At 53.9% G+C, this 24,075-nt stretch carries 25 protein-coding genes; 7 read left to right on the forward strand and 18 right to left on the reverse strand.

Going from position 1 to position 24,075, the window contains the following annotated elements; all coding sequences use genetic code 11:
• Positions 1-4 precede the first annotated feature (4 nt).
• Complete coding sequence (locus ABMC88_RS17145; RefSeq protein WP_025054237.1) at positions 5-277, reverse strand: metal-sensitive transcriptional regulator; 273 nt, start codon at positions 275-277, stop codon at positions 5-7.
• A 152-nt stretch (positions 278-429) separates the two neighbouring features.
• On the opposite strand from ABMC88_RS17145, the gene ABMC88_RS17150 reads away from it, so the two are divergent.
• Complete coding sequence (locus tag ABMC88_RS17150) at positions 430-1,215, forward strand: MauE/DoxX family redox-associated membrane protein (RefSeq protein ID WP_282053180.1); 786 nt, start codon at positions 430-432, stop codon at positions 1,213-1,215.
• A gap of 259 nt (positions 1,216-1,474) precedes the next feature.
• Here ABMC88_RS17150 and ABMC88_RS17155 read toward each other — a convergent pair whose 3' ends face one another.
• The 14 genes from ABMC88_RS17155 to ABMC88_RS17220 all read right to left on the reverse strand — a co-directional run bounded on the left by ABMC88_RS17155 (position 1,475) and on the right by ABMC88_RS17220 (position 12,977).
• Positions 1,475-2,551, reverse strand: coding sequence for a TrbL/VirB6 family protein (locus ABMC88_RS17155; protein ID WP_349578106.1), 1,077 nt, complete (start codon positions 2,549-2,551; stop codon positions 1,475-1,477).
• 12 nt (positions 2,552-2,563) lie between these two features.
• Entirely contained in the window at positions 2,564-2,977 is a 414-nt protein-coding gene (locus tag ABMC88_RS17160) for a hypothetical protein (protein WP_349578107.1), read from the reverse strand.
• Complete coding sequence (locus tag ABMC88_RS17165; RefSeq protein ID WP_349578108.1) at positions 2,974-3,177, reverse strand: hypothetical protein; 204 nt, start codon at positions 3,175-3,177, stop codon at positions 2,974-2,976. The genes ABMC88_RS17160 and ABMC88_RS17165 overlap by 4 nt, the downstream gene beginning before the upstream one ends.
• Entirely contained in the window at positions 3,174-4,160 is a 987-nt protein-coding gene (locus tag ABMC88_RS17170) for an ATPase, T2SS/T4P/T4SS family (protein WP_349578109.1), read from the reverse strand. The genes ABMC88_RS17165 and ABMC88_RS17170 overlap by 4 nt, the downstream gene beginning before the upstream one ends.
• Before the next feature lie 3 nt (positions 4,161-4,163).
• Positions 4,164-5,558 carry a TrbI/VirB10 family protein gene (locus tag ABMC88_RS17175; RefSeq protein ID WP_349578110.1) on the reverse strand — a complete coding sequence of 465 codons (1,395 nt, stop codon included), beginning with the start codon at positions 5,556-5,558 and terminating at the stop codon, positions 4,164-4,166.
• Positions 5,555-6,217, reverse strand: a complete 663-nt coding sequence (locus tag ABMC88_RS17180; protein WP_439655618.1) for a TrbG/VirB9 family P-type conjugative transfer protein — start codon at positions 6,215-6,217, stop codon at positions 5,555-5,557. The genes ABMC88_RS17175 and ABMC88_RS17180 overlap by 4 nt, the downstream gene beginning before the upstream one ends.
• A 35-nt stretch (positions 6,218-6,252) precedes the next feature.
• Positions 6,253-6,906, reverse strand: coding sequence for a VirB8 family type IV secretion system protein (locus ABMC88_RS17185; RefSeq protein WP_349578111.1), 654 nt, complete (start codon positions 6,904-6,906; stop codon positions 6,253-6,255).
• A 10-nt stretch (positions 6,907-6,916) separates the two neighbouring features.
• Entirely contained in the window at positions 6,917-7,726 is an 810-nt protein-coding gene (locus ABMC88_RS17190) for a type IV secretion system protein (RefSeq protein WP_349578112.1), read from the reverse strand.
• A complete protein-coding gene (locus tag ABMC88_RS17195) occupies positions 7,726-8,814 on the reverse strand; it encodes a transglycosylase SLT domain-containing protein (RefSeq protein WP_349578129.1) in 1,089 nt (362 codons plus the stop codon). Before ABMC88_RS17195 ends, ABMC88_RS17190 begins: the two co-directional genes overlap by 1 nt.
• A 219-nt stretch (positions 8,815-9,033) precedes the next feature.
• Positions 9,034-11,409, reverse strand: coding sequence for a VirB4 family type IV secretion/conjugal transfer ATPase (locus ABMC88_RS17200; protein WP_349578113.1), 2,376 nt, complete (start codon positions 11,407-11,409; stop codon positions 9,034-9,036).
• A complete protein-coding gene (locus ABMC88_RS17205; protein WP_349578115.1) occupies positions 11,399-11,677 on the reverse strand; it encodes a VirB3 family type IV secretion system protein in 279 nt (92 codons plus the stop codon). Before ABMC88_RS17205 ends, ABMC88_RS17200 begins: the two co-directional genes overlap by 11 nt.
• Positions 11,670-11,963 (reverse strand): TrbC/VirB2 family protein, encoded by a 294-nt coding sequence (locus ABMC88_RS17210; protein ID WP_349578116.1) that lies wholly within the window; start codon positions 11,961-11,963, stop codon positions 11,670-11,672. Before ABMC88_RS17210 ends, ABMC88_RS17205 begins: the two co-directional genes overlap by 8 nt.
• Entirely contained in the window at positions 11,960-12,580 is a 621-nt protein-coding gene (locus tag ABMC88_RS17215; protein WP_349578117.1) for a lytic transglycosylase domain-containing protein, read from the reverse strand. The genes ABMC88_RS17210 and ABMC88_RS17215 overlap by 4 nt, the downstream gene beginning before the upstream one ends.
• A gap of 43 nt (positions 12,581-12,623) precedes the next feature.
• The gene (locus ABMC88_RS17220; protein WP_349578118.1) at positions 12,624-12,977 is read right to left on the reverse strand and encodes a hypothetical protein; all 354 of its coding nucleotides are present in this window, start codon (positions 12,975-12,977) and stop codon (positions 12,624-12,626) included.
• Between the two features lie 972 nt (positions 12,978-13,949).
• Between ABMC88_RS17220 and ABMC88_RS17225 the strand changes: the two genes are divergently transcribed.
• Both ABMC88_RS17225 and ABMC88_RS17230 read left to right on the forward strand, forming a co-directional pair.
• Positions 13,950-15,563 (forward strand): hypothetical protein, encoded by a 1,614-nt coding sequence (locus tag ABMC88_RS17225; RefSeq protein ID WP_349578119.1) that lies wholly within the window; start codon positions 13,950-13,952, stop codon positions 15,561-15,563.
• Between the two features lie 20 nt (positions 15,564-15,583).
• A complete protein-coding gene (locus ABMC88_RS17230) occupies positions 15,584-16,438 on the forward strand; it encodes a DMT family transporter (protein ID WP_349578120.1) in 855 nt (284 codons plus the stop codon).
• Between the two features lie 147 nt (positions 16,439-16,585).
• Here ABMC88_RS17230 and istB read toward each other — a convergent pair whose 3' ends face one another.
• Both istB and istA read right to left on the reverse strand, forming a co-directional pair.
• Positions 16,586-17,338 carry an IS21-like element helper ATPase IstB gene (istB, locus tag ABMC88_RS17235; protein ID WP_349578121.1) on the reverse strand — a complete coding sequence of 251 codons (753 nt, stop codon included), beginning with the start codon at positions 17,336-17,338 and terminating at the stop codon, positions 16,586-16,588.
• Positions 17,335-18,834, reverse strand: a complete 1,500-nt coding sequence (gene istA, locus ABMC88_RS17240; RefSeq protein ID WP_349578122.1) for an IS21 family transposase — start codon at positions 18,832-18,834, stop codon at positions 17,335-17,337. The genes istB and istA overlap by 4 nt, the downstream gene beginning before the upstream one ends.
• 78 nt (positions 18,835-18,912) lie before the next feature.
• Here istA and ABMC88_RS17245 point away from each other — a divergent pair, with 78 nt between their 5' ends.
• From ABMC88_RS17245 to ABMC88_RS17255, 3 genes are read left to right on the forward strand one after another with little or no spacing between them, the layout of a single operon-like run.
• Positions 18,913-19,257, forward strand: a complete 345-nt coding sequence (locus ABMC88_RS17245) for a triose-phosphate isomerase (RefSeq protein WP_349578123.1) — start codon at positions 18,913-18,915, stop codon at positions 19,255-19,257.
• A gap of 42 nt (positions 19,258-19,299) precedes the next feature.
• The gene (locus ABMC88_RS17250; RefSeq protein ID WP_349578124.1) at positions 19,300-20,163 is read left to right on the forward strand and encodes a carbohydrate ABC transporter permease; all 864 of its coding nucleotides are present in this window, start codon (positions 19,300-19,302) and stop codon (positions 20,161-20,163) included.
• Positions 20,160-20,951 carry a carbohydrate ABC transporter permease gene (locus tag ABMC88_RS17255; RefSeq protein ID WP_349578125.1) on the forward strand — a complete coding sequence of 264 codons (792 nt, stop codon included), beginning with the start codon at positions 20,160-20,162 and terminating at the stop codon, positions 20,949-20,951. The genes ABMC88_RS17250 and ABMC88_RS17255 overlap by 4 nt, the downstream gene beginning before the upstream one ends.
• Before the next feature lie 329 nt (positions 20,952-21,280).
• Here the strand turns inward: ABMC88_RS17255 and ABMC88_RS17260 are convergent, their stop codons facing one another.
• Entirely contained in the window at positions 21,281-21,631 is a 351-nt protein-coding gene (locus tag ABMC88_RS17260) for a hypothetical protein (RefSeq protein ID WP_349578126.1), read from the reverse strand.
• Positions 21,632-22,325: 694 nt separating this feature from the next.
• Here ABMC88_RS17260 and ABMC88_RS17265 point away from each other — a divergent pair.
• Positions 22,326-24,075: hypothetical protein (locus ABMC88_RS17265; protein WP_349578127.1), on the forward strand; the 1,750-nt coding region annotated here is incomplete at its 3' end.

Consider the following 24,075-nt stretch of genomic DNA (forward strand, 5'->3'; position numbering starts at 1 on the left):
CGACTTAGCCGCGCGCCTTGTCGAGCAATTCGAGCAATTCAGTGAATTTAGCCCGCTGATCCTCTCGGTCCCCCGAGGCGAGCGCATCTTCGATGCAGTGTGACGCGTGATCATCTATCACGAGCTTTTCGACGCCTTTGAGCGCCGCGCGGACTGCCGCGATCTGTGTCAGGACATCGACGCAATAACGATCTTCTTCGACCATCCGGGCGATTCCGCGGACCTGCCCTTCAAGGCGATTGAGACGTTTTAGCGTGGCTTCGCGATTGTTGTGCATGGCCTTCTTTTCGCATGGTGGCAGAGAAAAAGTCGAGAGAGTACGGGATCAAATCTCTCGGTCTTGATTATATACCCTAGGGGGGTATATATAGCGAAGCAGTTCAAACGCAAGCACCACCCCGCATACGAAGCACGGAACCGGAGAAGCCAATGCCTAAAGACGCACGCAATGTTGCTGAGATTGATACAAATCCGGCTGAAGAAGCGGTCGGCAAAACTGCTGTGCTTTACCGAATGGCCTTGCCAGATCATCTATGCCCATCCGGGCAAAAGGCGCGTTGGCTTCTTGAACGCCAGGGCTATGACGTCGATGATCGGCTGTTCCGAACCCGCGCCGAAGTGGATGCCTTCAAGGCCGAGCATAACGTCAAAACGACACCGCAAGCGTGGATTGAAGGAGAACGCGTTGGCGGCTACACCGACTTGCGCGAAAAGCTCACCGGCTGGGATCCCACAGTAAAAACCTATCGACCTGTCTTGTATCTGTTCGCTGTTGCAGCGCTTACCGCAGTGGCACTTTCCATTGGGTTTCTCGGCGCAATCACATGGCAGACACTTGGCTGGTTCATCTCGGTGTCGATGATCCTTCTCGGCATGCAGAAACTGCGCGACATCGAAAGTTTCACCACGATGTTCCTCAACTACGATTTACTCGCGCGGAAATGGGTGCCTTACGCCTATATCTATCCGTTCGTAGAAATCGGCGCGGGTATCCTCATGACTGGCATGATCCTGACCTGGGTGTCCGCTCCCGCAGCGCTCCTGGTTGCGAGCATCGGAGCCATCAGCGTCTTCAAAGCCGTCTACATCGACAAACGCGAGCTGAAATGCGCGTGCGTCGGTGGAAATTCAAACGTACCACTTGGGTTTGTAAGCCTCACCGAGAACCTGATGATGGTTGGTATGGCCGTCGTGATGCTTTGGTTGATGATTTAAAACTAGCGATCAGCAATCAAAGCGGGCCTTAGGATGCAGATCTGGAACGGCATCAATATCCCGCGACCTGCAATTTCGGCTCCTAAACCATGCTGCGGCATCCTCGAATGGCGGTTTCTCCCGCCGCGCGACAGCATGAGGTTTTTCGCTCATGCCGCATTTTCCTAGCTGCGCGCGCTCGCAGCACAAAATCATAATGGCTGAGTCGGGCTCTTTTGACGCCTTCGCTGCGATTTGCATGAATGGCTGCTTACTGCTGCTACCGCCGTCCCAATCTGCCAAGCCTTGCAAGCTGAGCCAGCATCTGCGATCCAGTCCCCTTCGATGGATTGCCCCCAGTGGGTGTCACATTTGCCATCCCCGGCCGTTGCGGCATTTGTTGCACCCCAAACATCTGACGCGCTCTGAGTGCGGCGTATTCTGCCCCACTTGCCCCCCCAACGAGATAGCGATTGTAGGCTTGTTGATTACCCATGGCGGCACGCGCAAATCCATAGCTACCGCCCAAGCCGCCAGACAATGCTGGCATCATGATGTTTCCGGAAATCGCCCGTACGATGAATGGCGTCGCGACGATGAACCCTTTGGCCATCAACACCATCATAAAGAAGGGAATTAGCGCGCCGATATTGGTTGCACCCTCTGGATCACCCAGTTCACCGATGAGGGCGGATGCCACGCCAGTTATCGTCGCAAACACCCCCGCTACGACAATCGGATAGATCGCAAAGGACACGAGCGCTGACAACCACCGCGCAAAGTAGTCTTTGGTCACGTCGAACAGCGTCAGAAATATCATCACCGGCGCAATCCCGATGAGCAGGGCGATCATCAGACGCGACGCGACTAAGATAAACGCCGCCAAACCGCCGAGGATCGATAGCATGAGCACGCCAACGATGTCGAGCATCGCGCCTGCCATCCAGTTTAACTCTGACCCCGCCGCATTCAGATACTCGCCCAACTCTGCAATCAGCCTGTCAAACTCTTCGGCGAATGTTCCAGACGGGCCGGGCACGCCGCCACCCACGGATGCGACAAGCGCTCCTGCGATGCTATCGATGCCATTGAGGATTGCTGAAGACAGTGCGTTGAACTGCACCCAATTGGTTGCAAATATCCCGATGAGCCCGATCTTGACCGCAAGCCAGAACGCCGTTCGCCCGTCCATCGCTTTGTACTGATAGATCATGTTCAGAAAGACGAAAATCACGACGACGGTTGTTCCAAGGACGAGCAGCGTCCCCACCGTTGCGGCAACAGACCCGAACTGTGTTTCGGCGGCCGTGTCGAGATAGCCTTGGGAGGTTTCAACGAAGTAGGTGACAACGCTCATTTCAGGATGTCCCTACCAATTACCTGCGGCTTCGCAGATCGCTTGGGGCTGAGGTCGCAGTTCATTTGCGCGGCGGTTGTAGGTGTCCGAGGCTTGCAACATTTCTGAACGGTCTGCATCGGCATGATTTTCTCGGAAGATGACTTCGGCTTTGTCCCAAGTTGGGAAGCGCGAGGCGCAGTCGCAGGATCCTGTCTCTACGACCCGCTCCATGTTCTGTGCGCGGTAAATGTCCTGGACCAAAACACGCTGGTAGGCGTCTCGCAGCGCGATGTTTTCCATCCAATCGGGCTCGTTTGGGCGCTCAGAGCAGACATCCGGAATGCTCTCGAGGCTGGGGATCAGATTGCGCTCCGCCACCAAGGGCGGTGCAATCAGACCCAAAGCAATGGTAAGCCAAGTGAGACGGACGACACGATGCTTCATCGGGTGCCTCCAACATCTGCGCCTTCGGAAGTTTCACGTTTCAGGAAAACCGTGTGCCCGATATTGGCAAACTCGGAAGAACTGATTGAGACCACCTCCCACCCGATCTGGCCCTTTGCATTTAACGCGGCCTGCATTTCGATCAGGCTGTTTTTGCGATCCATCGGGAACGACAGAATCTCGTATTCATAGGTTGTCATGCGGGTGCTCCAATCTGTTCCATGCCGGGGAGGTAAAATTCGGTGATCCCGCGGGTGCCGTTGTGACGCCCGGTCTGGATAATTACGTCGATGGAATTCTCGATGTATCGCACCATGTCTGCATAGGTCATCGGGATTTCTGTTTTGAGGGCAGCGATGGCGAGGCGCTGGATGGCCAATTGCGGGGTTTCGGCATGTAGCGTGGTCATGGATCCGCCGTGACCCGTGTTGATGGCCTCCAGGAAGGTCATGGCCTCTTTGCCGCGCACCTCACCAAGAATGATCCGATCCGGCCGCATGCGCAGCGTCGCGGTGAGAAGAACGTCTGCGGTTTGGAACGCTGCATCGCGGTTGGCGATAAGCGTCACCATGTTTGGTTGAGCGGGCAGAAGCTCGGCGGCCTCCTCGATCGTAATGATCCGCTCTTGCGCGCCGACATGGGAAAGAATTTTGCGCGCCGCCACGGTTTTGCCGGTCGACGTACCACCCGAAACGATCATGTTGAGTCGGTTCGCAGCGCAAAATGCCAGTGCATCGTCGATCACACCGGCTTCCACCACAGTGCGTAATTCTCGAGTCTTTTCCTGCCGCAACTCTTCTAGCTTGCGCTCTTTGCCAAACAGAAACGACAGTTGGATGTTTTCGAGGGGGAGGCTTGAGAAGAACCGCAAGCTGATCGACATGGCCGACATGACGGCAGGCGGCGTGATGACCTGTGCGCGGATCGGGCGGTCTTTGTAGGCAATCGAGACGGATACAATGGGCCTGTCCTTGCTCATGGTGGTGTTTGCGCTGGAGGCAATCTGATTGCCCAGATCTTTAACGGCAGTCTCCGACAGCCGCTGATCCAGCAAACGCATGAAGTGATCGCCCTGGAATTCACCCCAGCAGGTGCCGTCCGGATTGATACAAATCTCGATGACATCGTCGCGGGACGCCGCGTCCAGCTTATCAAGTGAGGTTTGAAGATAGCTCAACGACATCAGTCAAAATATCTCCAGATCACGGTCAACCATGACAGTAACACGGGCACCTTGATCTACATAGATAACAGGACCGATGGAGAGATAGTCGCTGATCACGCTGTCGGTTGCATTCGCCAGGTCATCCCCGACATCCTCAAGAACGTCTGCTGTGGCTTCATCTTCGACGGAGGCTGCGGCCGCACCTGGGGCTGCGGAGATGAGAGAAATCAGAGCTGCAGAGCCAAACCGTTCCGCAAAGCGTGTATCGACAAAGCCGGTCACGCCGGAACGGCCCAACTCGTCGCCGCCAAAGGAACTGATCTGGACGGTTTGATTGTCAGGCAGGATAATCCGGTCCCAAGCGATGGTGACGCGCTGCTGTGCGATATCTAGCCCCGAGCGATAGCGCCCGATCAGGCGTGATCCGCGTGGGATGAGAAGGCGCGATCCGTCAAAGCTGAACACATCTTCGGAGACAACGGCGCGGGTTTGGCCGGGCAGGGAGCTGTCGAGTGCGGTTTCCATGACAGCCTGTATCATCGTGCCTTGAATGATGGTGTTGGAAGGGTTGGCGATGACTTCGGCTTGGGTGACGGAGGTCGGCAACGCGCCGTTCAGGACAAAGTCTGTCACTTCGCCGAATGTGCGCTCGGCAAGAGGGGTTTCATTCGTGCCTGACGTTCCGCCAAATGCAATCGTCGGGGACGCGATGCGGCGGTCCTGAAACGCGCGTTCTTCTGCTGCGCGTCGCTCAAGATCAGCCATGCGGCGTGCTTCTTCTTCGCGGCGCAACCGTTCTGCCTCTCGCGCAAGGAGGTCTTCCTCGGACGGTCCGGTAGGAACCGGCGCAGGAACTGGCCGATTGGCCTCAAGTTGGGCCAACTCCAAGTCCATTCGGATTTGGTCCAGGTCGCGATCACGCGCCGCCAGTTTGTCCTGGAACAGCTGTTGGGCGGCTTGGGACGCAGTTTGCAAAGCTGCGATCTGTGCTGTGAGCCCATCAATGGCGTCCGCAGCAGCCGTGTCTTCTTCTACCACCGGTTCCGGCGCGTTGCGCAATTCCTCAATCTGGGCCTGAAGGGTAGCCAGCTGCGCGAGAAGCTCTGCGTTGGGCTCACTTGGCGCAGTTGGGGCTAGGACAATTTGGGTTTCCGGGGCAGGGGGCGGAGGTATCGCTTCGATCGCCCCAAAGCCGTCACCCTCATTTTGAAACACATCAGGTGTGGCTGTTGGCAGAGCCGTTTCCTCATCTGCTCCGGAGATCATGTAGAGAACGGTGCCACCTGCACCAACGAGTGCGACGACGATGAGGGCAAGAAGGGGCGAGCGTCTCGCCTTAGGTGAACCCCCGCGATTTCCGCCCTTTTCCAAAGCGGCAAGGCGTTTCTCGAGCTCTACGTCACTAGTATCGCTCATGATGACGCCCCTGCTGGTTGCGCCGCCTCAATGCAAACCACCTCATCCCCGAGCCGCAGCACCCATTGCGTGTTTACGCCTGAGACGCGGATTACACCGTCCTCGATGGCTTGGGTGTTTACCGTGCGCTCGCGGCCATTGGAGTATCGGAAGATGGCTGGCACAGGCGTATTTCGGGCAAATGCGAAATACGTAAACGTCCCATCATCCCAAACGCGCGTCGGGGTGAACTCGGCCTGTGTGCTGGCCCCGTAATTATAGTTGGGGGCTTGGCTCGCAATTGCACGGGTTGGTCTCGCGTCGTCATCAGGATAGCGGAACTGGACCACATAAAAGGTGGGGCTCTGCGTTTCTTGGACGTTGAAGTAATAGCTGCGACGGTTGGTATAGACGGTCACATTGGTATGAACCCCGCGCGCGACGGGTTTTATCGCAAAGGCCTGCCCGCCCGGCACACCATCGATTTCAAAACCCTCAGTGTCGCCTGCGATGATCGAGCGGATGCTTTCACCTTCACCGAATTCAATCGTCGTGACATGGGTGAGGGAGACGCTCAGGCGATAGACCTGTGCCTCTTGATATGTCGCGAGCCGGACGCGGCTGTCATTGGGTCCGCCACGCGGAATGGCTTCGGCCAAAGCAAGGCCGGGAAGGAGCACGAGCAGAAGTGCTATGAAGGATACTCGGTACAAAGTCAGTTCTCCAATCTGTCGGAGCGGATGGAATATTCCAGCACCGTGAAGCCAAAGGGGTTGGTCCAGACCTGATCGATGGAGCGGCTGGTTTCGGGGCGGAACTCAAAGAGCAGGGTGGCGGTGAAGAGACCAGTTTGGACGCCATTGATGGAGTTCAGGCGCTTGCGCAGACGGACCGTTGCGCGGTTGGTGCCGATCCGGTTGATGCTGAGAACCTCGACATCAAGTCGCCCGCTCGTGCCATAAAGCGTGGGCGGATAATCCGCATTGGCACTGTTCCAGATTTGGCGCAGGGAGGCTTCGGCCGCGCCATCAGAGCGGCGCAGTACACTTCTAACCCGCACATCATTGTCGAGTTGGTTATAGACCTCGCGGTCACTGATATAGCGGAAGACTTCCGCCTCAATGATGGCCTGGTTTTCCGTGACAGTCGTAGCCCCAACAGAAGCCTCCGGCAGGGCAAAGCCAGTCGATGGGTCGTAAGGGACGACGACAGGCGGTGGGTCGACATCAAGGACCGCGACGGCAGCCGCACTCAGACACCCGAGAATGCCAAAGATCAGTCCGATCAAGCCAAGCCGTTGCCAAAGACGTTCTCGACGCAGCGCGCCGTAGACCAGTTCTTCTTCAATAATTTCTTGTTCACTCACCACGCATCACACCCTAATCAGCACTGAGATCAGGCAAGGTGAAATCCATGAACCGCTGTTCTTCGGCGATGGTGGCGGCATCAATCACGCCGCCCGTGCCGTCTCCAACCGTCTGGATCGCTTCGAGCTGCCACATGGCAACAAGCGCAATCGCAAGTTCTGCCGTCACGCGCGTGTTGAGATCGACGCTTTCCTTCAACTCATCCATGTCGTCGATCAGGCCAACCAGCCGATCAACGCGCTTAAGTGATTGACCCGCATCGCCATAGCTGTTTTGCGCTGCGGCCGAAACCAGCGCGCCAGTCGTGGCTTGGGTCGCAATCCGGTTGGCGCTCGCGTTCCCGCTACTGGCCATTTCCGAGAGCGTATCGTCATCAAACCCAAGATCGGCCAGCACGCGGTCCATCTGGGTTTCGATCTCGCCTGCGCCCGACCCGGACAGGCCCGAGAAGTCCCCATTCTTGATGGCTTCGATGGTCGCCATGATATCACCGAACTCTTGATCGAGGAGGCCGTTGAGCTCGTCCTCCATCTGTGTGCGGATGATTTCTGGCAACTCGGCGAGACGGGTGAGGGCCTCATAAGTGCGCTGCAGCTCTGCAAGTTGGTCCGTGAGTGTGGCAAGCTGTTCGCGCAACTGGGTCAGCTGTTCGTTTTGCAGGATTTCGTCTTCGATCATCTGCCGGAGCTGCTGGATGTTCTGGGCAATGTTTTGGGTGTCGACGACGGGCACGCCTTGGGCGAGGGCAGGGTGCGCGAAGTGGAGCCCTGCGACTAATGTGCCAACCAATGCAGTCTTTAATGCCCATTTTGATTTTCGCATTAGTCCAACTCCTCGATTGTGAAATCCATGAAGTCCCCTTCGGCCATCCGAGCTGAGGCTTGGGCCAGTTCTTCCGCACTCAAGACGCGGGTCCTTGTTGCTTGCAGGCGAATGCGGGCCGCGACGAGGCGCACAAGTTCAGCGCGGGCATAGGTGTTGAGGGCCATGCTTTCTTGAACATCCTCAGTTTCAGAAATCCGCTCGACAATATCGCGAATACGAAGGGCGGCTTGCCGGATCGCAGCAGGGGAATTGTTGCCGTAGAAAGCAGCGCCATGCCCCGTGATCGAAAGATTGGCATTCGCTAGAAGGGACGGATCGATCGTGCCCAAAGCTTCGATACCGCCAATGCGGCTGAGATAGTGATTGTAGCGTTCAGGGATGACAGTGACGTAGTGCTGGGTTTCTTTGAAAGGTGGCACGCCGCTGTATTCGAACACGCGACCTGGCCCTGCGTTGTAGGCGGCAAGCGCGTTGATGATGTTGCCGTCAAAGGTGTTGAGTTGCGTGGCCAAGTACCGCGCGCCGCCATGCACCTGCAGATAGGGGCTGTCATAATATTCTGGGTTGATCCCAAGGTCGCTGGCGGTGCCCGGCATGATCTGGGTGAGACCGAAGGCACCGACGGGCGAGCGGGCACCAATCGTAAAACGGCTTTCCTGCCAGATAAGAGCTTGCAGAAGGGCGCGCCATTGGACGGGAGAAAGTCCGGCACGCCCTACGCCTGCAAAGCCGCTGGTCTCTTGAGCGACGCGGATAATAAGTTGTTCGATATTCTGGGCCGCATCGCCAAACATCTGCGTCCCTGCGGGATTGGGATCAACCTCGCCTGAGCCATAGACTGCCTCCACCGACCGGGCAGGATCTCCACTGCCAGATTCCAAACCGGACACCATTGCGGGTAGCCCCTGACCGCCGAAGCTTGATTGCGCATCGAGAATGCGCGCCAGCGTTTCCAATTGTTCGCGCTCGATCTGGGCAATGAGTTCGCGCACGGATAGCTTGTCGGCTTGGGTCGCAAGATCGACTTCACGATCACCGGTTTCCACTATGTCGCGTGCGGTCAGACCGTTATCAACCGTTGGCACGCCCTGAGCGAACACAAGGCCAGGCAGCAAAGATACGCAGAGGATATGGGCGATCTTAGACTTCAATGTCACCCTCCAAAGCGCCAAGAGGCGTGAAGGTGCAATCGGGATCAATCGGTGCAACTGCCGCAAGGAATGTGAAGCAATTGGCCTGTGGTTCTTGGTATTGGGCACAAGATGCCAGAGTGCCAATCGCAGCCAAGAGAATGAGGATACGTTTCATGAGAGTCTCCAAAAATCTGGACGGTCGCGATAATCTCCACCTACAAGCGCTTCACCCTTCTCCATGCCGCCGAGGATGGTGAGGTTGGGGCCTAATGCGCTGAGATCGGCATCAACGACGATGGAGCCCTGGTCATCGCGAATGAGTGCCAACCGCGAATTGCTGCCCGTGTTCAAAAGCACATCGAGTTCTTTCTCAAAGAGGTTCAGCATGGCGTAGTCGGACGCATGGGCGCGGATGTTGGGAAGAAGAATTTGCGTTGGCACCGCCTCGACAATGGTCTTGCCGGTGCGTGTGCGTTCCAGCTGGCTGGCATATTGCGTCATCATCACGGCAACGGTGTTTTGCTTGCGCGCCGTCACCAGCCAGTTCGAAAGCCGTTCTGCAAAATAGGCGTTGTCGAGGGCTTTCCAGGCTTCATCAATAACGATGATGGTGGGACGGCGGTCTTCAATCTCACGTTCGACGCGGCGGAACAGGTAGCTCAGAACGGCCATGCGTTCTTTTTCAGACTCGGAATCCAGAATACCCGTTAGATCAAACCCGACGACATCACCTTCGAGAGAAAACGTGTCTTCCAAGGACTGACCAAATATCCAGCCATAGCGTCCATCACTGGTCCACTCGAGCAGTCGCTGGTGCAAATCACCGACATCATCGGTGGAGACAAAGAGCGAGGCAAAGTCTTTCCAATTACGTAAAGCTGGATCAGTGGCGTTCGCGTTCTGGCGCACGACCTCTTGGATGCGATTGGTTTGAACGGGCGTCAGCGGCTTATCCGTGCGGTAGAGCAGGGTGGCCAGCCAGTCCGAGAGCCAAGCCGTGCCGCGATCGTCCACCTCGGTCCAAAGCGGATTGAGGCCTGTGGCTTGTCCAGCCTTCAACGCTGCATAGCTGCCCCCATTGGCGCGGACCGCCATCTCCATACCGAGACGGTAGTCGAAGACGAAGATCCGCGCCCCTGCTCGACGGGCTTGGGTCATTAGGAATGCGGAAAGGACGGATTTACCTGATCCGGGACGTCCCATGATCAGTGTGTGCCCGCTGGTCGGTTCTTTGTCTGGACTGCCTTGCTCGTGGTAAGACAACCGATAGGCACTTTGCTCGGGCGTCGGGAGCATGGTGATGACCTTGCCCCATGGCACGTCATCGGCCTTCTTGCCGAGTTGCGTGCGGTGGAACGCTGCGAAATCCGCAAAATTCCGATTGGTGATGGCACTGGCGCGCACGCGCTTGGGTTGGTTGCCGGGGTGTTGGCTGAGGTAATGCGCCTTTGCGGCCACCCGCTCGCCAATCATCTTGACGCCCTCGGCGGCTGCGGCATTGACGATCTCGGCGCCCAGCGTTTGCAGCTCATCAAGCGTGTTGCAGAAGATGGTCACGACCATGTGGTGTTCGCCAAAGCTTTGGCGTTTGGCTTCAAGATCATCGGCGGCGATGTCGAGCGCTTCCATGAGCGAGAGGGCGGCGTCCTGTGACGCCTGCATTTGTCGTTTCTGGCGCTTGATCCGTCCGGCCATGAGGTTGGAATTGATTGGCGTGAAGGAATGGGTGACGATCATGTCGACAGGCAGGTTCAGCATGTCGAACATCGTGCAGGATGTGGCCTCGGAATATTCGCCGATGGTGAAACTTTTGCCGTAGCGATGGCCAACGACGCCTTCGGATAGCTCGAAGTGATCCTCTAAAAACGTCACACGGGTGTTGGCCACGTTGAACGATAGGAAACCGTAGGTGCTGGCTGGAAAAAGCGGCAGTTCCTGACCGGTATTGAGCGCCCCGAGGAACCCAACCAGTTCACCAGACTTCGCCGACAGCACGCGTGGTTTGAGATCAGCCAGCCCCGAGGCAAAGACATTCACGGCCTCGTTCAGCCGTCGAAGGCGTTTTTGTGTTTCTTCTTTGAAGCGCTCAGGTGCGCTGCGATTGAGAAATGGAAGAAAACTCTTGGACGGCGGACGGTGCATGACTGTGAGCGTCAGTGTTTTGTCGCGCAGCCCGCTGGTCGCCAGCTTCTCGCGCCACTGGCGATCCACGTCCCCTGCAAAACTACCGGTGCGCACGGGTTCAAGCTCCGGCGCAATCGCCTTCGATACCTTATGGACATAATAGCTGAACTCTGGACCTAGCTGGGCGACGATACGGGCAAAGAGGGACTTGACCTTGTCGAGGTAGGCATCGTCGGTTGTATAACTGTTGACCCCATCCAAGCGGATGCATTGGAATAATTCGTTCACCCGCGTGCGAACCGTTTGGTCATCGACCAAACTGACATAGGGCAGCATATGTGCGAGGCGCGTTTCCCGTGCGTACCAGGTCGGTGTCAAAGTGCGGGTATCGACGGCTTCGTCGTTAGTTTCATCACGGGGCATAACTGTCCCCACCATGAACTTGCCGGTTTCGGGTGGGCGGTGTTTCCTGCAGCGCCGTCATCATCACGTCGATAAAGCGGGGATCCCAATCGGCGGCTTTCCAAAGGACGGGATAGATTACGATCGCAACCCCAAGGATCACGATGTGCTGGACCCATACGAACAGCAGCACCGAGCCAAAGAGCCAGACCATCGCATACATGATGGGCAGGCCCAAAAGCTTGGGCGGGCGCACGAGGCCGAGAAACAGGGGCGCGCGTTCAGCCACCGGCAAAAACCGCGGCGACGATTGTGGGGGCAGCCGCAACACCGGCGATGCCGACGAGGACCCAGAGTGCCTGGCGCAGATCGATGATGTTGAAGAACCAGCTGAGGAACACGCCTAGGACAGCGAGTGTGGCGATGACGACGCCAAGCGGGCCGGTCAGCGCATCGACGATGCCTTGTAGCAGACTTTGAATTGGGGAGAGGTCGATGCTTTGCGCAAGTGCGGGTTCTGCAATCAGTAAGAACAGCGCCAATGATGCTGCGAAAGCGCGTGTAAAATGTCTCATGGGTTTGTTCCTTTCAGTCGAGCGGCCACCGCCATGACGCGGGCCACATGATTTTGGGTTTCTCGGTAAGGGGGGATTCCGCCATATTGGCGCACGGCGTCGGGGCCGGCGTTGTAGGCAGCCAATGCAAGACGCGGATCGCCGAACAACTCCAGCATCATTGCAAGATAGCGGGCGGAACCATCGAGGTTCTGGAGGGGATCACGCGGATCGACACCAAGATCGCGGGCGGTTGCCGGCATCAGCTGTCCAAGGCCAATGGCACCAGCGCTCGAAACGGCATTCTGGCGGTACGCGCTTTCAATTTCTATGTTGGCGCGGAAGAGTACGAGCCAGTCTGAAACCGAAAGTCCCGAGCTGCGCAAACCGGGATGGCTACCGTAACGTAGCGCTGTGGTCTCAATCGCCGTAAGAACATCCGGACGGGGCAGGGGAGCACGCGGCGCGATGGCCGCAATGCGGGTTTCTTCTGTTTCTGCGATATCATCAGGTGCGTCCAATATCGCGAGCGCATCGGCCGCCGTACCTTGACCCACACCGTCGTTGTAGTTCCGAGCAAAGCTGTTTTGGGATTGCGTGGCGGTCAGCGAGCCGTCGCTCTCCATGACCAGAACCATTTGGGCTGCTGCGGGTGGAGCAAACAGCCAAAAGAAGAGAAGGCTAGTCGCTGCTGCCTTCGTTGCGGCTAGCGAGTTTGTGAGTTGTTCGCTGGCCTTCTTCGAGCGGAACATCGGCGTGGGAGAAGCCAATGCCAACGAGGAACGAGACAACGCCCGTGATGGTTTTGAATTCGCGGATTTTGATATCGTTGTGAGTTGTGCGGGTCCGAGCCGTAACCAATAGCTTTTCCACGCCATCGTCAGAAACGGCACGCATGATCCAGATACCGTAATAGCTCGGACCTTTCTTGTGCGCAGATTCCTGGCACAAAATCTCGGCGTTATAACCGCTTTCCACGAGTTCGCGGAATCTAGCCTCAGTGACCACATTTGGTGTTTCTACTTCCCAGTTCATGACTGCGATCACACTTCTCATATTTGCAACGTATGATCGCCTCGCCCACCATGGACATTGCTACCATACGAAAGTATATTAATGAAACGCAAGATATATTATTGCGATTCTGTTAAGGATATTTTCACCAGCCTGCTCAGTCCGGCGGTTTTGTCCTGATGTCTAACATAGAGGATTCTTGTCAAAGAATGAAGATGCTGCATTTGATCCCGCAGGTTATACTATTGAGTGTTGCGTTCAGTAGTGCGGCCAACAGCGCAACCTGTCTCGCACCGCAACGGCCGTTTGTTCCAAACGACCCTGCAGCGATAATCGAATATGCTGATCTGATCAGGCAGGATTTCGAGAGCTATATCACAGACATTCAGCGGCATTTCCGGTGTCTGGAGGATGAACGGGTCCGAGCCTTCGAGGAGGCCCGGCAGGTCAATCAAGATTACGGAGCTTTCGTGAGCAGCTTGGGAAAGGATTGAGTTAGGCTTCAGTTTTCGCGTTAGAAATTATCGGACATCGTTCGATGTTATTGGAGGTCTCATCGATCCACAGAGTTGATGTTTCGCCATTATCCCAAAGGTACTCAACCCCTACCGTTCTGCCAGTCAATACGCAGATCATTCGGCTGATAGCTTTTGCTTCCAATGACATATCATCAAACTGCCTCATAGACTTTTCCTTGTTTTTGCAAAAACCAGCTCAGAATCCATACGAATGCCCCGTTCCCACTCAATCTGCGAAGGCTTGCGTCGCATGCAGAAAATCCAAGAGGTCAATTTGAACTTCGCGACCACTCAACTTGCTGCAATATGAAATTCCCGCTATAAGGGAGAATAATGACAGAGCTGCACTATCGCACGAACGTAACGATCAAGGCGAAATATCACTTAATAAGCCTATGATAAAAAACTGAACAATTTTTATGCTCGCCTGAAACAGCAGCAACAGTTTCGCGAAATATCAAGCGAAGGACCGCAGATGGTGCACATCGACGAGAATTTCGTGACGAGGCCGCTGAGCCGCGGCCTTGATTTCAAAGAACTGTTTCAGGAGGCGATTTCCGCCCGTGCCGGACTCTCTTTGGTGGAAACAGCTGATACGAGCTCTGAATGGACACCCAGCTTACTAGCAGAGGCGCTTGCAGAGGCTGACCCGAAAGGTCGAGGTGTTGACGTGCGTACCGTACAAAACTGGTTTCAAGACAATGACAAGGGGATCAGTTCAGCGAATATCATCTGCCTTGCTCGTGTGTTTGGCAGGGGTGACCCGGACGCGATCGCAACGTGGAGAACAGAGCTCAGAGCCGCAAACAAGTTACTGGCATCGAAGCGAAGAGCCCGTCGCAAAAGCACCCGTTCAACCACGTCCGTTGAAAATGCCACAAACCCCCAAACTTCGACCGAGAGAGTTCAAGCATCTCAGAATGGGCAAAACAGCTTTGCAAGGCTGTCTGAGAGGATCTTCACTAGTTCCGATGGTTTCAGTATCTCACTCCTTGTCTGGGCCGGCTTTTTCATGCTTTGCTTGGCTGCGTTTATCGCCAAAAATTACGACATAACCTACCCAGCAGGGCCAGATTTGGACAAACAGGTCGGTTTGCTTTGGTCGCTCAGTTGGTCAATTGAATGCCTTTTACTCTATCCCACATCGTTTTTACTTATTGCGAACCTCGTGTCTTTTTGGAAAAGGGAAAGTCAGACAGCGGTTCACTCTGAAGGAGAAAAAAGCACTTGGAATGACCTCATGGACAGCTTGCGCTTTCCATTCTGGGTAGCTGCAAGCGTTGCGTTCGTCTTAGTTTTTATTGTCCAATGGGGTGGCGTGTATCTAGTTGGCCTGACACAGACGGATGCGCCAGAACTGATTGATTGGCTATTCGTCGCGCATGTTCGGCCTGACGTTATTACGATGTCTGAAGCTCTTTTCGTCTCCCTGCTGGCATTCTTCTATTCGGGACTGGTCTATTGGCTATATTTCATAGGGCTGCTCCTGCTCTTTGCTGTCACCGAGGACTTCCAAAGACGAGCATCATCACCTGATCCAGACTTTGAAGATAGCTTTTTTGAAAGGACAGGTGAGAAGCTGCAGAGATGCATTTACCTCTCTACAATCATTGGAATCTTTGTAGCTACAGCCATTCAGTTGAATGCAGTTTATTTGAAGTCTGACGGAGAAACGAGTTTAAGCTGGCTGGCCAATGACTTCGCTGCAATGCTGGACCCAGACGCCAAAAGCTGGGCTTTTATTGAGCAGTCTTCCGTGTCCTCGCTTACAAGTTCCATACTGCTGTTACTGCATCTAGCCCTGTTCGGCGTATGCACGATCAAAGCTCGCTCTGGCCTGCAGGCCTGTCGCACGCGAAACCCGCCATCCGGACGGCTTAACGCAGCGACCAGCAGCGAACTTGAGCCAATCGATCACGACCCCTTGGTTAGGCAAATCTGCATGCTGGGCCTTCTTTGTTTGACCTTCGGCTCAATTGGCCAATTTGTTGGGTTTACAGTATTACTATTTGCCTCGCTGCTTATAACTGTAGCCAGCATTTGCTGGTCTCGGAGGGGTTCTAGGTCGCGCCTTATCAGGGAGAAATAGGTGTTCAGCGGGTGCAAATCATGAGCAACAAGAAGGGCATCTCATTCGTTGTTCTATCTATGGCTGCTTTTACGTTCGAAGACATGTTCCTAAAGCTACTTTTAACGGATCTGCCAGTGGGCCAATTACTTTGCATGTTTGGGCTTGGAACGGCATCGGTATTTTCTGCCGTAATGTGGATCACAGGCGCCCGATTTGATGAAGCAGGAGCGTGGGGGAAGTTGCCTCTTTTACGAGCGTTTTGTGAGGCCGGCGCTGCGCTCACATTCTACCTCGCTCTGTCGACTATCGATCTGACCCTTGTTGCAGCTGTTTATCAAGCTGTGCCACTCGTGATCTTAATCGGCGCGGCTCTTATTCTTCGAGAACAAGTGGGATGGCGTAGATGGCTGGCAGTGTTCCTTGCACTGCTTGGGGTCATTCTAATAATCGGCCCGGGCTCTTTGGACTTCGATCCAAATGCATTTTGGGCTGTGTTGTCAGTGCTGTTCGTAGCGGGGAGGGATTTGGCAACACGTAGAATAGAAGGAAGCCTATCTTCGACGCTCATATCGTTTCAGGGCTTTGCAGTTTTGATCCCTGCAGGGCTGGTGTGGCATTTTGCTGCTGGGGAAGTGATGCTCCCAATCTCACTCACTCATTTGGCGCTTACACTTGGCGGCGTGCTCTTTGGAGCCATTGGTTACTATTTTATCGTTCGCGGTATGCGAAAAGGTGAATTATCTGTAGTAGCACCATTCAGATATAGTCGTATCCTGTTTGCGATCCTGATTGGGGCGATCGTGTTTGGCGAGAGTGTAGACATGCTTGCATTAGTTGGCATCGGTCTCATTGTTTTTGCTGGGCTGTATTCATTGATGTCAATCGCAGAGTAAAAAGGGACCAGATCGCGGCGTAAAAAGGGGCCACTGCGTTTGATGTTGTGTTGCGCTTTGGCGCGCGTGCTCGTCACAAAGCTGAAGCGTGCCAAAGCGCACGGTGGCCGTTAGGCCAACGTTCTTCTGGTCTTTGTCGTGGTCAGTTTATGTGCGGTTCTTGCGACTGTGTTTGAGGCGGTAGCTTTCGCCATTCATCTCGAGGATGTGGACGTGATGTGTTAAACGATCCAGCAACGCGCCGGTAAGGCGTTCTGATCCAAAGACCTCGGTCCATTCGTCGAAGGGTAGATTTGACGTGATGATGATGGATCCGCGTTCGTAGCATTGCGATATGACCTCAAAGAGCAATTCCGCGCCGGATTTACTCAGTGGCACAAAGCCCAATTCGTCGATGATCAATAGGTTCTGGCTGGTCAGTTGCTTTTGAAGACGCTGCAATCTCCGCTCATCTTGAGCCTCAATCAGATCGTGCACCAACGCTGCCGCCGTCGTGAAGCGGACTTTCAAACCACGCTGGCATGCAGCCAGCCCAAGTCCCAAGGCGATGTGTGTCTTGCCCGTGCCTGACGGTCCCAGGGCGATGATGTTCTCCCTGCGATCAACGTAATCGCATCGTGCCAGATCCATCGTCAGCGGCTTGTTCAAGCTGGGCATGATCTTGAAGTCAAAGCTATCCAAGCTCTTTGTGCTTGGGAACTTTGCCGCTTTGATCCGCCGTTCAATCATCCGACGTTCGCGGTCGATCAGCTCCATCTCACACAGGCGGGCCAGATACTGGATATGATCTTTGTTCTCAGCAGCACAAAGCTGCGCCTGTTTGGCATACTCGCCCTGGAACGTTGGCAACCGCAGCTTTTTGAGGTGGTGATGCAAAAGGATTTGAGGCGCGTCAGTCATGCTGCGGCCCCTCCGATCAGGCTCATGTAGCTGGACGGTCGTGTTGTCCCGACATTGGCCTTGGGCAGGTAGGGATAGAAGTCCAAGTCCAGTCGTGGTGGCCGCTTCTCAACCCGACACAACACAAGATGTTTGACGGCGTCATAGCCAATGGCACCCATATCAATGGCCTGCTGGACTGCGCCTTGCACAACGTCCATTTCGAAGGTCTCCAAAAGGCGCAGGACCTGAACGTATTCTCGCTTTCCCGGTTTGCCCATCCGGGCTTCAAGCAGCCGGTGCAGCGTGGCAAATACATCTGGCAGATCCCAACCCTGCAAAGGCGCGGCCTGATCCAAGGCCCCCACCTTCTGTTCAATCAAAGGGAGGAAGTGGAGCGGGTCAAAAACCATATCCGCTGACGCATAGGACCGTTTATGCCGCGCAATGATCTCATTGCCGCAGCCGATAATGACCTCATGCACAAACCCACGCACGTGAACGTCGTGGTGCGCATAGGCCACCGGCACCGAGTAATCATTGCGGCGATAGCGCACCATCGAGATCGACGTGGCCCGCGTGCTGACATGATCGCAGGCCTCATATTCTGCGACAGGCAATCCCATCAGTGCATCAAGGTCGGTCATCAGACGCGCGCCGATGGTTTGGTCGTGACCACGTAACGTCTCGTCCTGACGCGCAAGACACTTGGCTTCCAAATGCGCGTTCAGATCATCAAAGCTGTCATAGTGCGGCGCGGGCACCATGAAGTTGCGGCGGGTGTATCCGACCATGCCCTCAACGTTGCCTTTGTCATTGCCACGCGCAGGGCGACCGAACTTGTCATCAAACAGGTAATGCGATTGCAGCTCTGTAAACCGCTGGGTGCGCACGCGTGTTCGATCCCCCAGAATGCGTGCCACAGCGATCTTAGTATTGTCGTAAAGAATGGATTGAGGGATGCCGCCATAAAACGCAAAGGCCGACACATGGCCATCGCAGAACGCCTCGGTTGTCTCTGCTGGATAGCCCTTCACAAACACCGCATCAGAATGGGGCAGGCTCATCACAAAGAAGTGGATCTTGCATTCCATGCCGCCAATCACGCCCAGCGTCTCGCCAAAATCAACCTGTGCGTGACCCGGTCGATGCGACAACGGCACAAACACCTCTTTCGTGCGCCGCTTCTGCTCGCGAACGTAATAGGTCACCGTCGTCAAGCTACCCGCGTACCCGTGTTCGTCGCGCAACCGCTCAAAGATGCGCTTCGCGGTGTGTCGCTGCTTTTTGATCAAGGCTTTGTCCGTCCGAAGGATCTCATCGATCACGTCAACAAACCCATCAAGCGTCGGGCGACGCGGCGGTTCTGAACGCTGATAGCCGGGCGGCAACTCATGGCGCAGCATCTTGGCAATCGTCTTACGATCTTTGTTGAAGTAACGCGCGGCCTCCCGCGCTGACATGCCGTCCTTCAAACACGCGCGGCGCACACGATTATAAATATCCACAGAATACATCTCCCGCCCTCCGCATAAACGAAGGGCACAAACTGGCGGACTTTTACTCCGCTACAACTGCAAAACGCAGCCGCTTCTGTGGACCAATATTGCTCCGCGTTTTACATTGCGGACCATGATCCAGCGCCTCTCGTGATCGCCTATGAGCCAATTTGGGCCATCGGGACAGGACGTATCCCGACCCATGCCGAAATCGACGAGACCCTTGCGTTCATACGAGCCAACGTGACAGCACTGGGTTACCCTGCTGGATACGTGCGGATCTTGTATGGCGGGTCGGCTAATGCCGAAAATGCTGCACGCCTATTATCTTTGGTCAGTGTTGATGGTCTATTGGTCGGAGGTGCGTCATTGGACCCCTCGCAATTCGCGCAGATGGTCGCGAATGCCGCAGATACCAACTGGCGCGCGATGCGGGCATGAGAGCGCCACACACCTAAGCCGGATCAAGGGAGTAGCACCGCGATGAAACAACAGCGCAATGCAGCTTGGTGGCAGGTTTTGCCTGCGGTTGCCCTGTTGGGCTTGGTGGGGTTTATCCCACTTGTTGCGGTGTTCAACTATTCGTTCTTTGACATTTTTACGTTGGACAGCCGCTTTTGGGTTGGCACGGAATGGTACGCCGCGCTTGTTGGCACGCCTGATCTGTACGCTGCCCTTGGGCGCAGTTTGTTGTTCACGACACTCGTGCTGATGATCCAGCTCCCGTTGGGTGTCGGGATTGCCCTCCTTATCCCGCAAAATACCTTTGCCAAAGGCACGATATTGATGATTTTGGCCCTGCCGCTGGTGGTACCTTGGAACATGATACCCATCATTTGGCTTGGCTTCATCAACACCAACTATGGTTTGCTGGGCCAGATGTTGGAGGCAATGGGCTGGAATTTTGACTACAAGTTTACCGCCCTCCACACATGGATCTTGATCGTAGCGATGGACACGTGGCACTGGGTCGGACTGGTCGCGATTCTTGCAAATTCGGGCCTATCTATGGTTCCGCAGACCTACTATCTCGCTGCGAAAATAGATGGCGCCGGAAGCTGGGCCGTCTTTCGATATATCCAATTGCCTAAATTGCAAGGCGTCCTGACCATGGCCCTGATCCTGCGGGTGACGGACAGCATGATGATTTACACGGAAGCCTTCGGGATCAACGCAGGTGGGCCCGACAACGCGACGTCGTTTTTGTCCTTGGAGCTGGGCGAAGACATTGCTGCCTTTGACTATGGGCCAGCGGCAGCGCGGTCCGTTGTGTATTTCCTGATTGTTTTGTTGGTGGCATGGGTCTTGCAAGTCTCGTCACGCAGGCACATTCGGGGGCCGCTATGATCTGGCGCGGGTTGAAAATTCTTGCCCTGATTGGTCTCGTCGTCGTGATGCTCGCTCCCTTGGCGCAGTCCATTCTTCTCAGCTTTATGTCGACTCTGCCGCGCAATGACATGGCTGTCGGGACATTCACGCTGTTGAACTACCGCAACCTTTTTGCGGATCCGGCCTTGATTGGTTCACTTTGGACCTCGCTAACTTATGTATCGCTGAATATCGTGATCTGCCTCACCGCAGGCTTGCCCGCGGCTTACGCGATTTCACGGTTCTCCTTTGTAGGGGACCGGCATTTTCTGCTGATGCTGCTGGTGTTTCGCATCACGCCGCCTGTCGTGTTGTCTTTGCCGGTGTTTTTGCTGTTTTCAAAACTGAACTTGTTGAACAATCCGCTTGGCATCGCTTTGGTGCATTGCCTGTTTAATGTCCCGGTCACGATCTGGATATTAGAGAGTTTCATTTCGTCCGTACCGAAGGAGTTCGACGAGGCCGCATTTCTTGACGGTTATTCAACGCCCGTATTTTTTGTAAAATTCCTGCTGCCGATCATCACACCAGGCATCGCTGTTGCTGCGTTTTTTTGTTTTATCTTTTCATGGGTCGAAGTCGTCCTGGCGCGCATTTTGACTTCAACGGGGGGCAAGCCGATATCAATGGCGATCCAAAGCCTTTTCGGCTTTCAAACGGATGTCGGGCTGGTGATGGCCGTGACAATCCTGTCGCTTTTGCCCGGCGTTTTTTTGATTTTTTTGGTTCGAAATCATATCGCCAAAGGATTCCAGCTACGCATTTGATCTTAGGTGCAATCCATTTTTTGCGCAGCCATTCACTTGCACCCTAATTGTCATCACGAAAGCCTGGATTTAGCTGGCAATTTTTTGAGCGGCCGCAAGGGCCATTTAGCAAATTGGACTATTTGTAAAATTTTTGAGGTGACATATTTTTTTGTAACCGAGTAGAAATGTTCCACTTGGCGTGAGGGGAGCATGGCTGTGCAGTGCGGAGTGAATAGCCCCTAGTATTGTAGACACTTTCTTCCCAAATTTGGCCCATGATGCCGGAGTTTTGGCGACCTTTAGGTCAATAATACTGTCATTTTTAACATAATGAATAGTATGGGCGGTCAGTAGTTAACCTGTTCAAACCCGTAACCGCCGTTGAAGTCCCGCCATTCTACAAAGACGGATCGGTGATTTATGCTTGGGCAATCCAAGCCCCAGCTCTCCAAACCAATGTGCGCCGCTGGGAGCGAAGTTGGTAGTGCTCTTGCCCAAGCAAAGCTTCCCTGAACTCCGTATGTTCCGAGAAACACACTTTTTGAGCGTTCGCAACCACCTTCACTACCCGCTTCATACTGCCTCGCATGCCGTACATCAAAGACCCGGATGGAGCGCACGAAATTGAACTCTTGTCCGCTGATATCGATATCAGCTCGATCTTGAATCAGATGGAGCGCAAAATCACCTTGGGACATTACACCGGAAGATCCGTCTCTTCGCAGAATAGCGTTCTCTGGGACTGGTGCGGTGCTTCCATCCCTCATTGGAACCGACTGAAGCGGAAGATCTTTTCGTTCATCGGATAAGATATCGTAGATCCGACCAAAGTCGCTTTCCGTTTGATCAGTTAAATATGAGACTCCCATAGGACACCGCCAAATCTGCAACGGGGGCTCAACTGGCCAAGGCGTGATCCGCCGGATGAATTCCGCACGCGCCCGTGCGCAAGGAACCGATGCGGGCCAGCCACCAGACAGACACAGGAGGATTGCACAATCGATCTGGTAAGTTTGTGCATAGGACCGCGTTGTAAACACTACATTGGTAAGAGACAGTGCCAATACAGCAGAAAGTGAGTACATTCTGAGCGACCGTAACATGAACATCATCCTTATCGGTAGGGATGTTCCAGCATGCCCTTAATAGTATACTAATGCAACACATAATATATAAATGTACATTATCGCATAAGGTTTATTATGTCAAATTAGCCTAATCTTAGATAGATTTATTATGTAGTAGGTTGTGGTCTTGAGCCTTATTCTGCGAGGATTAATGGTGAGGTAACTCTTTGTGAAGTGGGCAGTATTTTCTACCTAAAGAAACAATCTTCTTGCCATACGGGAATTGTGGCAACATTGTGGCACCAGACATGTGAAAAGGAATAATATGTTGTTTCGGTCATTTTTGTTTGCTGCTTTCGTTCCAATAATTGTTCTTTTTCAGCCAGTGCCCGTCATCGCCCAGAGTTGTTACGGAGGGGATCCTGAAGTATGGCGTATTGACCATACTTTTGTTCCTGGACAGTTCGACACACCAGACGCGGCATGTGAAGCAGGTCTTAATCTTGCTTCGCCAGGTGGTGCTGAATACGTAGGTTATGAACTTAATCCAACCTACGGTAACCACAGTAATCTTCAAACAGGAATGGCTCTTAAGTGTAATTATATTACAACGACAGTATCCACTGGTGATGAGCCGACCCCTACAACACTCGATGGTAGAATCGCCTGTGACATTGATGGTGATGAAAGTACTCCGTCGGTCTCTGGTTTTTGCAAACCCAAAAAAGGCGATTCATTTTGCTCACCTTCTGCATCCTGCGGATGCAACCTTGGGTTGCAGGATGGTGTTGGAAACTCACCAGGTGGAATGTCTTCAAGCCAACTAGGGACTGGGCGGGCTGGCATTAATCCTAGTGAAAGCACCGTAGGCAACCCAATTCTTATTGCTGATGGCTTGAAAGTAGAGAGGGCCTTTGATTGGGCCTCTAAAAAGGACAATCGTTTCCGGTTTGATCGTGTTTTCTCATCAGTTAACACGGAGTTTAGGATAACGGGATTTCAAGAAATTGGGTCAAACTGGTCTACTTCTTGGAGTTATATACAAACCTCGGCCTCAGGACATCTGTGGGATCGAAACCACTTTGTACATTTGCCAGGAGGCAAGAAAGTTGGCTTCTACTTAGGTTATGGCTCTAATGCAAATTATGAGCCGTTGCGGTCTGATGAACCCTATGTTCTGTATGATGATCCTGCGGGATCTTCTGACCGTTTCTTTGAAGACGGATCCGGTTACACTATCCAATTTAGCCTATTTGCGGGACATGCGACTACAAATACGTACTACTTCGAGCGGTTTCCTACCAAGATCACCTGGCCGGATGGATACGCTTTGGATTTTGATCGAGATACTTCCGGAAGAATCCTTGCCGTAAATGATAATAAGGGTCAACGAGCCGAGTATACTTGGGAAATCAATCCAGACGGCGATCGTAGATTGGATGTACTCGAGCAGGTAACAATTGATACTGAGTATAATGGCACCACTTTCGTACCACAGATAGCAATTGACTACTCTTTCTTGCCACAGTCTTCATCTATTTATGGCCGAATTTTGGAGCAATCAACGGTTAGAGAGTTAGCGTCTGGAAGGATTTTTAGCAACCAAAGCTATGACTATTTCAAAAGCTCTGATCCAGATTCAGATATAGTTTTTCCAAATCAGTTAAAAACTGTTTTTGACGGTAGACTAACTGATGCAGCTGAGCCGTTAGCCTACGCGAACTTTACGTATCAGTCAGACCAACTATGCGGTAATATTAATAATACAGTTAATGCTACCAGCACGTCTCATAGCGAAGGTAGCGATGCTTTTGGGCTAAGTGTAATTACCCCAGTATCAGCAGCTGGACCTCCTCCAGCTAAGTTAGTTACCAATTCTCTGGGGAAGGAAACGGTATATAATTATGACTTTATTGCTGGGATTATGCGGCCCACTTCGATTGAGGGCGTTGCAACATCTAGCTGTTTAGCAACGACAAAGTTGCTTGGTTATACCCCTGATCCAGCTAATACGGATGCGCCGCTTGGTTATGTATATGAACGGGTCCAGAAAAATGGGTCTGTGACGCGGTTTG

This window comes from Sulfitobacter aquimarinus (assembly GCF_040149565.1).
GTDB lineage: Bacteria > Pseudomonadota > Alphaproteobacteria > Rhodobacterales > Rhodobacteraceae > Sulfitobacter > Sulfitobacter aquimarinus.